The organism is Methylorubrum aminovorans (assembly GCF_022179725.1).
Taxonomy (GTDB): Bacteria; Pseudomonadota; Alphaproteobacteria; order Rhizobiales; family Beijerinckiaceae; genus Methylobacterium; species Methylobacterium aminovorans.
The window spans coordinates 335,161-347,640 of record NZ_BPRC01000001.1 but is presented as its reverse complement, the minus strand read 5'-3'; the positions used below and the strand labels follow the sequence as shown (position 1 = coordinate 347,640).

Here is a 12,480-nt window from a genome sequence, read left to right as displayed (position 1 = left end):
CCATCACGCAGAACATGCGGCGATCGGACGGCCCTCGTCTCGCGCCTGATTGCGGCTCCTGTGTGTCCAGTCCAAAATCATCCCCCGAAAAATGCATCGCGAAATCCGCTGCCGCTCGTCTCGCGGACCAAGCGATATCGGCCATGTCCCCACTGGTCTGTGCCGCAGCCGAGGCTTGGGCTATGGAGCGGGCCTCGCCATGATCGCCCCACCATGATCGACCTGCGCCACATCGAGCCGCACGGGGATACCGGGCTGCCCCGCTCCTTCCTGCCGCTCGGGCGGACGGTTCGCCATCTGCGCGCGCAGGTCGAGGCGGCGACGGGCGCCGCGCTGACCTTCCGCTCACCCGGACCGCCGGCCCTGTGGTCCGCAACCGGCGAAGGGAGCGGCAAGGCAATCCTGCGGGTGGCGCCGGGCCCGCTTCTCAGCCCCTACGATTCTCCCGAGACCGGCCTTTCGAGCCTGCGGCTGCACTACGGCGGCCTTCCCGTCGGCGCAGAGACGCCCTCGCCGGATCTCGGGGATCTCCTGCGCGCCCGCGAGCTGGCGGGCTCCAACCGCTTCGCCCGCTCGCTGTCGGAGGCCGTGACCCGCACATTCGCCGGCAAGCTGGCGCCCGACCTCGCCCTGATCGATCCGGAGACAGCCGCGTCACCGCGGGCTTTGCGCACCTTCCTGACGCGGCTCCTCGCGACGCATCCGGGAACACGCTTCGTCGCCGCCGGTCCCGAAGGTTGCCTCACGGAGGGCGTTTCCGCCGATCCGCGCCTCACGGTGATCGCGACTCCGGCCGACCCGTGGTCGCTGTTTCCGATCGCGACGCGCATCCACGTGGCGCGCTGGGACGCGGCCTGCGAGGCCGCGTTGGCCGGCTTCGAGACTGTCTGCCCCGATCCCGCGGCAGGTCCGCGGCCGGCCGACGAAGCGGCGCATCTCGCGTTGCGCTACGGCGCGGGTGTGCACGGTTTCGATCCGTGGACGCGCCGCCCGATTCCGCTGGCGGAAGCCGCGGAGCGAGTGGCGTGGCTGCGCGACCGCTTTCTCGGCAACGATCGCCGCGTCGTCCTCGTCGGCGTTTCCGGCTGGAAGCGGACCGCGCTCGATGTCTTCGCCACCGGGCCGGCGGGCGCACCGCTCCACACCATGACCGCCGAGGAGGCGGTGACGCTCGCCCGCAGCCATGGCGGCCGGGTCCAGGCCTGGGCCACGCGCTGCCCCGAGCAGCTTCCGCGCCTCTGCGCCGAGGCCGAGATCCCCTTCGCGCGGATCGAGGACGGGTTCCTGCGCTCGGTCGGGCTCGGCGCCAGCCTGGAGCCGGGCGCCTCCATCGTCGTGGACGACCTCGGCATCTACTACGACCCGCGGGTCGAGAGCCGGCTGGCCCACACCCTGAAGCAGGCGGACTTCCCGCCCGGTTTGACCGCTCGCGCCAGTGCCTTGCGCGAATCGATCGTGGCGCGGCGCCTGAGCAAGTACAATGTCGGCCTGGAGGCCCCCGGCGCGGACTGGCCGACCGACCGGCGAATCGTTCTGGTGCCGGGGCAGGTCGAGGACGACGCCTCGGTATTGACCGGCTCGCCGCAGGTGCGCGGCAACCTCGCCCTCCTGCGGGCAGCCCGCGCCCGCAACCCGGACGCCTTCCTGCTCTACAAGCCGCATCCCGACGTCGAGGCCGGGTTCCGGCCCGGCGCGATCCCGGGGGACGACGTGCGCCGGCTCGCCGACCGCGTCGTCGGCGGATTCTCCATCGTCGACCTGCTCGACCGCTGCCACCATGTCGAGACCATGACGTCGCTGGCGGGCTTCGAGGCACTGATCCGCGGCCTGACGGTCGCCGTCCACGGCCGCCCCTTCTACGCCGGCTGGGGCCTCACGGAGGATTTGGCGCCCGGTGCAGCGCGCGGCCGTAGCCTGTCCCTTGACGAATTGGTGGCGGGCGCGCTGATCCTCTACCCGCTCTATCTCGATCCGGTGGCCATGAAGCCGTGCACGCCCGAGCAGCTCCTCGACCGGCTCAGCGAGGCCCGGGCCGCCAAGCCGCCCTCACGGCTCGCCCTGGGCGCGGCCCGCCACGCGACGATGCGGCTGCGCTACGCCCTAATCAACCCGATCCTGCGCCGTCTGCGTGCCCGCCGCGGCGTGCGCAGCGAATCGGGCCGCTGAGACGGCATGACCTTCGCGACCCTTCTCTTGCCGCTGGCGGTCGCGATCGTCGGCGCCTTCGCCATCGAGGCGGCAGCCTCGCCGCAACGCCCGAGCCTCCGCCCGGCCGATCTGGCGATCCGGTTCCTCGGCTATGCCTTGATCACGCTGTTCTGGTTTCAGTTCTCGTGGCGCCCCTGGCTCGCGGCCTCGTCCTGCCTGCTGACGCTGGCCATCCTCTCGGTGGTGGACCAGCTGAAGCGCAAGGTGATCGGCGAGCCCGTCGTGTTCAGCGACCTCGCTCTACTGGCCCAGGTGCCGCGTCATCCGCAGCTCTACTACACCCTGCCGCTCACCGACCTCCGGATCGCCGGGCCGCTGCTGATCGGTCTTGCCACCGTCATCGCATGGTACGTGCTGGAGCCGGCGGCTCTGCCGGAGGGAGCGGGCGCATCCGCACTGGCAATCCTCGGCCTGCCGGCCGGGCTGGCGGCGCTCGCGCTCTTGGGCTTGAGCCCATTCGGCCAGGCGGCTCTGCGCCGGCTCTTCCCGCGACCCGACCTCGCCCGCGACGTCGCCCGCTACGGCCTCGTCGCGACGATGATGGGCTACGGGCTGCGCCGTCTGGGCGAGATGGACGTCCGACCCCTGGCGGGTATCGGCGGCGAGCCGGACGACGAGGTCGTCGTCGTCGTTCAGCTCGAATCCTTCCTCGACCCGACCCGCCTCGGAGGACCGGATCTTCCGTTGATGGCGCGAATCCGGTCGCAGGCGGCGCAATACGGTCGCCTCGCGGTGCCCGCGCACGGTGCCTACACCATGCGCTCTGAGCACGCCGTGCTCACCGGCCTCGATCCCGACGACCTCGGTTTCGGTCGCTACGACCCGTACCTTGCCCGCAAGGGCGAGGAGCCGACGAGCCTGGCCCGGCTTGCCCGCGCCTCCGGGTTCGCGACGGTGTTCGTGCATCCCTTCCACCGGGATTTCTTCGACCGAGCGCAGGTGTTTCGCAGGCTCGGCTTCGACCACCTCGTGATGGAGGAGGATTTCGGCAATGCCCCCCGCGTCGGTCCCTACATCAGCGATGTCGCGGTCGCCGAGCGGATCCTGGCGGAAGTGGCGCCGGACGGAGCGCATGCCCCCGGAGGGCGCCGCTTCGTCTTATCCGTCACCATGGAAAATCACGGCCCCTGGAAGCCGGGCCGGCTCACCGGGATCGATGAGCCGCTTGCACAATATCTCCACCACGTCGCTCATACCGGCCAAGCGGTCGAGCGGCTGATCGACGGGCTCGCCGGCCGCAGGGCGACGCTGTGCGTGTTCGGCGACCACGCCCCCTCCCTGCCGGATTGCCGCCCGCCGCCCTCAGGGCCCGTCGCGACCGACTACGCCCTGTTCAGGTTCGGTCGTGAGAACGGACAGCCGCCGGTTCGGCTCGATCTCACCGCGGCCCAGCTCGGCTGTGTCCTGCGGGACGCCCTCGCGCCGAAACGGACGGGATTGAGGGGATAAGCGTGGCCGTGCCACGGTGGTGACGCATTGCTGCGTGAGCGCTCGCCGGCCATCGGCGCATTCTGCGCGTCATTACAAGAGTCAGGCCGGGGCCCGTGTTCAATGGATCGCAGTAACTGCGCGGCTATCGGAGAGCGGACGGACGTGACGGCACGGTCCGCCCGGATCCGGATGGAATCGTCCATGAAGTACGCTGCGTCCCTGACGATCCTCGCGGCTGCCCTCGCCGTATCCGGGTGCTCAATCCTGCCAGCGGCGGGGCCGACCACTTCGGCGATCGAGAATGGCGCCGACGTCGCCACCGCGGAAGGCCTGTTCGCCCGCTACGAGATCATCGACGTCACCCCTGCCCTCGTCGAATCCCTGCGCACACGCCCCCTCGACAGCCTGCTCGTCACCTTCGGAGACAACCGGCCGGCCCTTGAGCCCGTGATCGGCGTCGGCGACTCGGTGGCGGTCCAGGTATGGGAGGCCGGTGCCGGTGGTCTGTTCTCCGGGCCGCTGGTCGCCGACCGCTTCTCCGCCGGATCCAAGTCCGCGACGATCCCCGAGCAGGTGGTCGGGCCCGACGGCGGCATCACCGTTCCCTATGCCGGCCGCATCAAGGTCATCGGACGCCGCACCCAGGATGTTCAGGCGCTGATCGAGACCGAACTCGCCGGCAAGGCGATCCAGCCGCAGGTGCTCGTCTCGGTCACCAAGCCGGTCTCGCAATCGGCGACCGTCACCGGCGAGGGCGCGATGGGCAAGCGCGTGCCGCTCTCGGGTCGCGGCGACCGGCTGCTCGACGTCATCGCCCAGGCCGGCGGCGTGCGCACGCCCGTGGCCGAGACCTTCGTGCGCCTGTCGCGCGGCAACCGCACCGTCACCGTTCCGATGAGCACGGTCGTCGCCAACCCGCGCGAGAACATCTTCGTGCGCCCCGACGACACGCTGACGCTGGTGCGCGACCCGCAGACCTTCCTCGCGGTGGGCGCGCTCGGCGCCACCACCGAGGTGCCGTTCTCCGCCGACGGTCTGACGCTGTCGCAGGCGCTGGCCCGCGCGTCGGGCCTGCGCGACTTCCAGGCCGATCCGGAAGGTGTGTTCATCTTCCGCTACGAGCCGGCGGCGGTGGTGCGCCGGCTGCGGCCGAACTCGCCGCTTCTGGCCTCGCCGCAGGTGCCGGTGGTGTACCGGGTGAACCTGCGCGATCCGCAGGGGCTGTTCCTGACCCAGAGCTTCCGCATGCGCAACCGCGACCTCGTCTACGTGTCGAGCGCGCCGTTCGCGGAGCTGGGCAAGGTGCTGAGCGTGTTCTCGACCGTTACGGCGCCGGTCGCCGCCGGTGCCTCGCTCTACACCGTCACCCAATAGAAATCTTATCCCGGCGGGCGCGGGTCCAGGCATATCCCGCCCTCCCCTTCGGAAGTCTGCCCTGTTTCATCGAGATCCCGACTTGCCAAAGGTCCAGCCCGCGTCATTCCATGCATCGAATACGATGTCGGATGCGCGGCCGTGCCGGTCCCGAACGGGGAGCCGGCACAGGACGATGGTCCTGACAGACGACAACGGTCCGGACCGGCAGACCTTGGCAACGGGGCAGCGGGCTGGGAAAGAGGCGCCATGACGGTCCGACGCCCCCTCGCCCTCGCTTCGGCCTGCCTCGGCCTGCTGGCCGGCCTCCTCGTCTCGGCTGCTCCGGCTGCGGCCGACGTCAAGGTCGGCGTCGCGGTGCCGCGCACCGGACCCTACGTCGCCGTCGGCGAGCAGGTGCTGCGCGGCGTCGAGGCCGCCGCGCGGGATGCCAATGCCAAGGGCGGGATCAATGGGGAGCCCATCGTCCTCGACGTTCAGGACGATTCCTGCGACTCGAATAAGGCGGTCGCCGTTGCCAACCATTACGTCAATTCCGGTGTCCGGCTCGTGGTCGGCCACGTCTGCTCGAACGCGTCGCTCGCGGCCTCGGAAGTCTACGCCGCCCACGGGATCGTGATGATCACAGCGGCCTCGGTCGCCGCCAAGCTGACCGACCGCGGCCTGCCGACGATCTTCCGGGTCAGCGGCCGCGACGACGACCAGGCCAAGCTCTCCGCCGCGATCCTCGCCGAGCGCTTCCGCGACCGGAAGATCGCGATCCTCAGCGACCTGTCACCGGCCTCGCGCGCTCTGGCCGCCGCGACGAAGGACAATCTCAACCGCATCGGCGTGAACGAGGCGATGTCCACGGCCTTCCAGCCGAGCGATGCCGATGCCGCCGCGCTCGCCGACCGGCTCAAGGGGGCGGGGATCGACGTGGTCTATTACGGCGGCGACGCCCAGGAGATGGGCCGACTGGTCCGCATTTCGGCCGAGCGCGGCTTTCGTCCGCAATGGTTCGGCACATCGGCCATCGCCACGTCGGACTTCGCCAAGGTCGCCGGCCCCGCCAGCAACGGCGTACTGATGACCTTCTATCTCGATCCGAGTCGCAAGCCCGAAGCGCAGGGGGTGGTGAACGCCTTCAAGACGAACGGGATCGAGGCGGACGGCTCGATGATCTACGGCTACGCCGCCATGCAGGCGCTCGTGGAGGCCGGCAACTTCGCCCACAGCACCGATCCGGCCGCGATCGCCAAGGCCCTGCGCCACGAGCGCTTCGATCTCGTGCTCGGCCCGGTCGGCTTCGATGCCAAGGGCGACATCACCGCCCAGGGCTACGTGCTCTACGTCTGGCGCGACGGCAACTTCACCCCGGCCAAGTCGAATTGATCCGGTCTCCGCTCGATCGGAGTGGGGAGCGTATCAGAAAGCCTGCGTGGCGTTTGAGCGACGGCCAAATCCGCCATCCCGAAGGGATCAACCGGATTTGTTATGATTCGCCGAACTGATCCGAGGATCAGTCGCGCTGGGCCGCCTCCACCTCCGCGCCGCGGCCGAGGTCGCGCATCACCTGATCGAGATGCGGGCGCTTGCGCAGTTGGAGTGCGTGCAGGCGGCGCACCGCCTCGCTGAGGCTGCCCTGGCGCCCGAGCATCTCGTCGGCGAACGCGATCATGCGCGCGTTCGGCCACGCCTTCTCCCGTTGGGCGTGGAGGCGGGCGATGAGGTCTTCGGCCGGCGTATCGGGCTCGGCCTCGGCGAACAGGGTCGCCAGCGCCGCGGTCGAGCGCGAGATGCCGACATGGCAGTGGACGAGGATGTGGATCTCGCCGCCATCGGCGATGGCCTCGCGGCCGAAGGCCAGGATCTTCTCGATGTCCGTGCGCTCCGGCAGGACGACGCCCGGCGCCGGCTCGATGGCATCGTGGAAGCGCAGGATGGTGCGCCGATGGCTGCCGTAGCTGCCGAATGCCTCCGGATCCGCCCGGTCGGGATCGAGGATCGACAGGACGTGGCTGACGCCGCGTGTCTGATGCTCGACGAGTTCGTCGAGGCCGCAGACGGTGTGGAGGCTGAGCTTCTCGGTGTTCACGCCGAGCCTGCTATCACGCCGGGGCGCCGGAGGCGACGGGCTTCGCCCCGGTTTCCCGAAGGTGGCCTTCACGTGTATGGCAACGGTCGGCCAGCGTATCGGGACGATCCGGGAGATTCATGCCACAATCCCTGCCGAAGACTCTGCAGCGCCGCGCCCTGCTGACGGCCGGACTCGGCGCCGGATTGGGCGCCGCCGGAACGCTGGCGAGCCCGGCCCAGGCCCAGCAATCCGCGCCCGAGTTGCGCTGGCGTCTGACCTCGGCCTACGCGCGCAGCCTCGACATCCTGTTCGGCGCCTCCGAGAGCCTGGCGAAGGCCGTGGCGGAGGCGACCGACGGGCGCTTCCAGATCCAGGTCTCGGCCGCCGGCGAAACGATCCCCGCCGATGGAATGCTCGACGCGGTCGGGAGCGGCAAGGCCGAGATGGGGCACGCGCCGGCCAGTTTCGGTATGGCCAAGAATCCCGCCTTCGCGCTGGCGACGGCGATGCCGTTCGGGCTCAACGCCCGTGGCCAGAACGCGTGGTGGCTCCAGGGCGGTGCGGCGGAACTGTTCGCCGAGATCTTCTCGAAGAGCGGATTGGTGGCGCTGCCCGGCGGCAATACCGGGGCGCAGATGGGCGGCTGGTTCCGCAAGGAGATCAAGACGGTCGGCGATCTCCAGGGTCTCAAGCTGCGCATCGGCGGGCTCGGCGCCACGGTGCTGTCCAAGCTCGGCGCCGCGGTGCAGGCGACACCGGGACCGGAGATCTTCGCGGCGCTGGAGAGCAAGTCGCTCGATGCAGCCGAGTGGATCGGCCCGCACGACGACGAGAAACTCGGCCTTCAGAAGGTCGCGCCGATCTACCATTATCCCGGCTTCTGGGAGGGCGGCGCCCTGCTGCATTTCTGGATCAACGCCGAGGCCTGGAAGAGTCTGCCGAAGACCTATCGTGCCATTCTGCAGGGGGCGGCGGCGCAGGTGAATGCCGAGGTTCAGGCGCGCTACGACGCGCGCAACCCACAGGCGCTGCGCCGACTCGTCTCCGGCGGCGCGCAGCTCCGCCCCTTCCCGCAGGATGTGATGGAGGCGGCGCTCAAAGCGTCGAACGAGGTCTATGCCGATCTCTCGGCCAAGAACCCCGACTTCAAGCGGATCTACGATGCAATGAAGACCTTCCGGAACGAGGAATACCTCTGGTTCCAGGTGGCCGAGTACACCTACGACAATTTCATGATCCGCGCCCGCGCCCGCGGATGACCCGATCCCGCACTTCGGACAAAAAAAAGCCGCCCGTGAAGAGCGGCCCGAAGTCTAGGGAGGAAACGCCCAAGGAGGGCAGCGGGAGGCGGACGCCGTCCGAGTTCCCGCAATGCACAAATTGATCTTTGCTCGGATTTTTTCAAGCCGCTTCGTCGGCAATGTTGGCGTTTGCGCGTGTGCAGGCACACGTCGACAGCCGTCTGTCACTCAAATGCCGCATGTGACCCGGGAGGCGAATGCAATGGTTACGGCCGATGTCAAAATAGACCCAGGCCCGCTCATTGCTTTCATCACACGCCAGATCCTTGATCCATTTGGCGAATCCTGATCGGACGCCGACCTTGATCGTGCGGGCCGGCCGAAATCGGCGCCTTGCCGATGCAACGTTTGCCGCGCTGGCGCATTTCCTGCGCCGACCCACGCCGCCGGGTGGAAGCCGAATCACGCGACCGAAAACGATGGCGCTGACCGAAGCGGTGATCGTGGGCGCGCGGAACCGAGACGGGAGCAGTTTCGAGCGATGGCGATCCAACCGGCCCGCATCCGGGTGCTGAACGACCAACCGCCGCGGGATCGGTCCGAGTACGTCCTGTACCTCATGCAGCAGGCCATGCGCGTCCCGTTCAATCCGGCGCTGGAACTGGCCATCGAGGAAGCAAACCGCCTCAATCTCCCGCTTCTCGTCTGCTTCGGCCTGCTCGACGGCGCCAACGGCTTCCCCGAAGCCAATGCCCGCCACTACGCCTTTCTGCTTCAGGGGCTCGCCGACGCGGCGGCCGCCCTGGACAAGCGCGGCATCGCCTTCCTCGTGCGCCGGGGAACGCCGGCCGAGGTCGCCATTGATCTCTCCGAAGAGGCGGCGCTGCTGGTGCTTGATCGCGGCTACCTCGCGATACAGAAGCGCTGGTACGGCGAGATCGAACAGAAGGCGACGTGCCGGGTCGTGCAAGTCGAAGGCGATGTGGTGGTGCCGGTCGAGAACGCCTCGACCAAGCACGAATACGCCGCGCGCACCCTTCGCCCGAAGCTTCAGAAGCTCTGGGACGACTTCCTGGAGCCGCTGGCGCCCCGCGAGATCGACCATCCGGCCGATGGGCTGATCGCGCGACTGAAGCGGAAGGACGGGCTCGACGTTTCGGACCCGGACAGGCTGCTCGCGACGCTGACGCTCGATACCACGGTCGGCCCGGTGAAGCGCTTCCGCGGCGGCCACAACGAGGCGAGCAGGCGCCTCACCCGCTTCCTGAAGGACGCCTTCGCCGGCTACGGCGCCGGCCGCAACAAGCCGGAAGCCGGGGCAGCCTCGCATATGAGCCCCTACCTGCATTTCGGGCACATCTCGCCGGTCGAGATCGCGCTGGCGATTCGCGCGGCGAAGGATGCCGACCGCGACGATCGCTCGGCCTATCTCGAGGAGCTGATCGTCCGGCGCGAACTCGCAATGAACCACGTCTTCCATACGCGGGGCTACGACGACTACGGCCGCGCCGTGCCCGACTGGGCCCGCAAGACGCTCGCGGAGCACACCGACGACGAGCGCCCGACGCTCTATTCCGAGCAAGAGCTGGCGGAGGGGAAGACCCACGACCATTACTGGAACGTCGCCATGCGCGAGATGCGCGAGACCGGCTACATGCACAACCAGTTGCGCATGTACTGGGGCAAGAAAATCCTCGAATGGTCGCCCTCGCCGGAAGAGGCTTTTGCCCGGACGCTGCGGCTCAACAACCGCTATTTCCTCGACGGACGCGACGCGAACTCCTTCACCAACGTCGCCTGGATCTTCGGCTTGCACGACCGCCCGTGGAAGACGCGCAAGATTTTCGGGAGCGTGCGCTACCAGAGCGAGAACTCGCTCAGGAAGTTCGATGCGAAGGGCTACGAGCGGGCCGTGACGCGGCTGTGCGAGGCGGAGAAGAACTGAATCATCAGCGCTTCAAACACCCCATCAACCCATCGACCTGACTCATCCGGCCCTGGATGCGCCCGGCAATCGCCCGCACGCCGCGGGTCGGCTTGCCGGCGCTGCGCAGGATCGGGTTCGGGAGGGTGGCGGCGAGCAAAGCCGCCTCGTTGCGGGTCAGGTCGCGGGCGCTCTTGCGGAACCAGTGGCGGGCGGCGGCCTCGGCCCCGAAGATGCCCTCCCCCCACTCGGCAACGTTGAGATAGATTTCCATCGTCCGGCGCTTGCCCCAGACCGCGTCGGCCATCACCGCGAGCGGAATCTCGAGCCCTTTGCGGATGTAGGAGCGGCCCGGCCAGAGGAAGACGTTCTTGACCGTCTGCATAGTGATGGTCGAGGCGCCCCGGCTCGGGCCCTCCTCGTCATCGACGACGTCGCGCAGCGCGCCCCAATCGACGCCGTTGTGCAGGCAGAAGCGCTGGTCCTCCGAGGCGATCACCGCCTGGATCAGGGACGGGGCGATGGCCTCCAAGGGCACGCTGTCCCGCTGCACGCCTTGGAGCGTCAACCAACGGCCGAGCATCAGGGTTGAGGGCGGGGTCGCCACGCTATAGACGAGCGCGAGCGTGAGCGTGAAGGCAACAATGGCAATGGGAGCCAGCGTGATCAGGGTGGCGACGCGCCGCAGCCCGGTTCGACGCCTCGGGACGGAATCCCGCGGCGCGGCTTTCCTCGCGAGTGGCCGTGACGACGGAACCCGTCGCAGGTCGCGCCCGTGCCGTCCCGTCTCGCTCTCCTCCGGCACCGCCACCGCGCGTCCGCCCCTCCCCGATCCAGGCCCCTTCCGATGACCTCAACGCAGGCTTCCCACCCCTCGGTCAAGGCGGACGCCTACACGGGTGACTTTACCCACAGGCTCGCTCAGGTCGCCGACACGGTCGAGACCTTCCTCGTCGATCTGCTGGGGCCGACGCTCCAGGCCGGCGAGATCGCCCGTCCGCCTCGGTTGATGGAGGCGATGCGCCACGCCGTACTCGGCGGCGGCAAGCGGCTGCGGCCCTTCCTCGCCATCGAGACCGCGCGGATGCTCGGCGGGACTGAAGAAGCGGCGCTCGCGGCGGGTGCGGGCGTCGAACTCGTCCATTGCTACAGCCTCGTCCACGACGACCTGCCGGCGATGGACGATGACGACCTGCGCCGCGGCAAGCCCACCGTCCACAAGGCTTACGACGATGCGACCGCGATCCTCGTCGGTGACGCGCTCCAGACGCTGGCCTTCGAGGTCACCGCCGACCCGCGCTGGCAGCCCGATCCGGCGATCCGGGCGGAGCTGGTGCTGGGGCTGGCCCGCGCCTCCGGCCTCGGCGGCATGGTCGGCGGCCAGCTCCTCGACCTCTCGGCCGAGGGGCGCTTCGGCCCGGCCAACATGGATATCGACGACACCCTGCGGATGCAGGCGATGAAGACCGGCGCGATCCTCGCCTTCTCAGTTGAGGCCGGCGCCCTCGTCGGCGGCGCGAATGCCGACGAGCGGGCCGCGCTGCTGCGCTACGGCAAGGCGCTCGGCCAAGCCTTTCAGGTTGCCGACGACATCCTCGACCGGGAAGCCTCTCCGGAAGCGATGGGCAAGGCCACCGGCAAGGATAAGGATGCCGGCAAGGCGACGCTGGTCGACCGCCTCGGCCTCGACGGGGCGCGGGCCGAGTGTGATCGGCTTGTGGCTCTGTGCGAGGAGGCTGTCGCGCCCTGGGGCGCGCGCGCCCAGGTGCTCAAGGACGCCGCCCGCTTCACGGTGGCGCGCAAGGCCTGACCTCCTACGGGTGCGGCGGGTCCGCCGGCCGCACCCCGTGGAACCGGTGCCGCTGCTCCGGCGGCACGCGGGCGCAATCCTCGCGGCGTCCGAACAATCGGTAGCGATAGCGCGCAACGAGGCTGTAGAGACGGTCGCGCAGCGGCTTCGGCACCATTCTGAACAGCCTGAACCAGCGCCACGGCGCCCTGAGATGCCGTGCAACGGCGAGCGCGGCATCCGAGCGCGTCAGCGCTCGACCGTCGTAGACCAGCAGGAAGGTGCCGTTCAGGTCCTCGGCAGTGAAACCGCAACGGGCGGCCAGGGCGAGCCCTTCGACGGACCAAGCGCCCATGAAGTGCAGGCGATCATCGCGTTCGTGCGCGAGCACGAAGCGCACCGATCCCGCGCAGAGCACGCAATCGGTGTCGAAGACGAGGGTCGGCGGCAGGCC

At 69.1% G+C, this 12,480-nt stretch carries 10 protein-coding genes; 7 read left to right on the top strand and 3 right to left on the bottom strand.

What is annotated here, in order from left to right:
• Window positions 1-213: 213 nt before the first annotated feature.
• From MFF24_RS01395 to MFF24_RS01380, 4 genes are all read left to right on the top strand, one after another.
• Window positions 214-2,166 carry a capsular polysaccharide export protein, LipB/KpsS family gene (locus MFF24_RS01395; RefSeq protein WP_238221811.1) on the top strand — a complete coding sequence of 651 codons (1,953 nt, stop codon included), beginning with the start codon at window positions 214-216 and terminating at the stop codon, window positions 2,164-2,166.
• 6 nt (window positions 2,167-2,172) lie between these two features.
• Window positions 2,173-3,657, top strand: a complete 1,485-nt coding sequence (locus MFF24_RS01390) for an LTA synthase family protein (protein ID WP_238221809.1) — start codon at window positions 2,173-2,175, stop codon at window positions 3,655-3,657.
• Between the two features lie 183 nt (window positions 3,658-3,840).
• Window positions 3,841-5,013 (top strand): polysaccharide biosynthesis/export family protein, encoded by a 1,173-nt coding sequence (locus tag MFF24_RS01385; protein ID WP_238221807.1) that lies wholly within the window; start codon window positions 3,841-3,843, stop codon window positions 5,011-5,013.
• A gap of 249 nt (window positions 5,014-5,262) precedes the next feature.
• Window positions 5,263-6,387 carry a branched-chain amino acid ABC transporter substrate-binding protein gene (locus tag MFF24_RS01380; RefSeq protein ID WP_238221805.1) on the top strand — a complete coding sequence of 375 codons (1,125 nt, stop codon included), beginning with the start codon at window positions 5,263-5,265 and terminating at the stop codon, window positions 6,385-6,387.
• A gap of 127 nt (window positions 6,388-6,514) precedes the next feature.
• On the opposite strand, the gene MFF24_RS01375 is transcribed toward MFF24_RS01380, so the two are convergent.
• Window positions 6,515-7,090 carry a tyrosine phosphatase family protein gene (locus MFF24_RS01375; RefSeq protein ID WP_238221803.1) on the bottom strand — a complete coding sequence of 192 codons (576 nt, stop codon included), beginning with the start codon at window positions 7,088-7,090 and terminating at the stop codon, window positions 6,515-6,517.
• 119 nt (window positions 7,091-7,209) lie between these two features.
• Between MFF24_RS01375 and MFF24_RS01370 the strand changes: the two genes are divergently transcribed.
• Together MFF24_RS01370 and MFF24_RS01365 are read left to right on the top strand one after the other, a co-directional pair.
• Window positions 7,210-8,331, top strand: a complete 1,122-nt coding sequence (locus MFF24_RS01370) for a TRAP transporter substrate-binding protein (protein WP_238221796.1) — start codon at window positions 7,210-7,212, stop codon at window positions 8,329-8,331.
• 523 nt (window positions 8,332-8,854) lie between these two features.
• The gene (locus tag MFF24_RS01365) at window positions 8,855-10,258 is read left to right on the top strand and encodes a deoxyribodipyrimidine photo-lyase (RefSeq protein WP_238221794.1); all 1,404 of its coding nucleotides are present in this window, start codon (window positions 8,855-8,857) and stop codon (window positions 10,256-10,258) included.
• Between the two features lie 4 nt (window positions 10,259-10,262).
• On the opposite strand, the gene mtgA is transcribed toward MFF24_RS01365, so the two are convergent.
• The gene (gene mtgA, locus MFF24_RS01360) at window positions 10,263-11,048 is read right to left on the bottom strand and encodes a monofunctional biosynthetic peptidoglycan transglycosylase (protein ID WP_238221793.1); all 786 of its coding nucleotides are present in this window, start codon (window positions 11,046-11,048) and stop codon (window positions 10,263-10,265) included.
• 36 nt (window positions 11,049-11,084) lie between these two features.
• Here mtgA and MFF24_RS01355 point away from each other — a divergent pair, with 36 nt between their 5' ends.
• Window positions 11,085-12,047 carry a polyprenyl synthetase family protein gene (locus MFF24_RS01355; RefSeq protein ID WP_238221792.1) on the top strand — a complete coding sequence of 321 codons (963 nt, stop codon included), beginning with the start codon at window positions 11,085-11,087 and terminating at the stop codon, window positions 12,045-12,047.
• Window positions 12,048-12,051: 4 nt separating this feature from the next.
• On the opposite strand, the gene MFF24_RS01350 is transcribed toward MFF24_RS01355, so the two are convergent.
• Window positions 12,052-12,477, bottom strand: coding sequence for a thiol-disulfide oxidoreductase DCC family protein (locus MFF24_RS01350; protein ID WP_308445591.1), 426 nt, complete (start codon window positions 12,475-12,477; stop codon window positions 12,052-12,054).
• Window positions 12,478-12,480 lie beyond the last annotated feature (3 nt).

Excerpts from the sequence above, each read along its gene's own strand:
- MFF24_RS01395 (WP_238221811.1), top strand. The coding sequence starts at position 214 with ATGATCGACCTGCGCCACATCGAGCCGCACGGGGATACCGGGCTGCCC.
- MFF24_RS01390 (WP_238221809.1), top strand. The coding sequence starts at position 2,173 with ATGACCTTCGCGACCCTTCTCTTGCCGCTGGCGGTCGCGATCGTCGGC.
- MFF24_RS01385 (WP_238221807.1), top strand. The coding sequence starts at position 3,841 with ATGAAGTACGCTGCGTCCCTGACGATCCTCGCGGCTGCCCTCGCCGTA.
- MFF24_RS01380 (WP_238221805.1), top strand. The coding sequence starts at position 5,263 with ATGACGGTCCGACGCCCCCTCGCCCTCGCTTCGGCCTGCCTCGGCCTG.
- MFF24_RS01370 (WP_238221796.1), top strand. The coding sequence starts at position 7,210 with ATGCCACAATCCCTGCCGAAGACTCTGCAGCGCCGCGCCCTGCTGACG.
- MFF24_RS01365 (WP_238221794.1), top strand. The coding sequence starts at position 8,855 with ATGGCGATCCAACCGGCCCGCATCCGGGTGCTGAACGACCAACCGCCG.
- MFF24_RS01355 (WP_238221792.1), top strand. The coding sequence starts at position 11,085 with ATGACCTCAACGCAGGCTTCCCACCCCTCGGTCAAGGCGGACGCCTAC.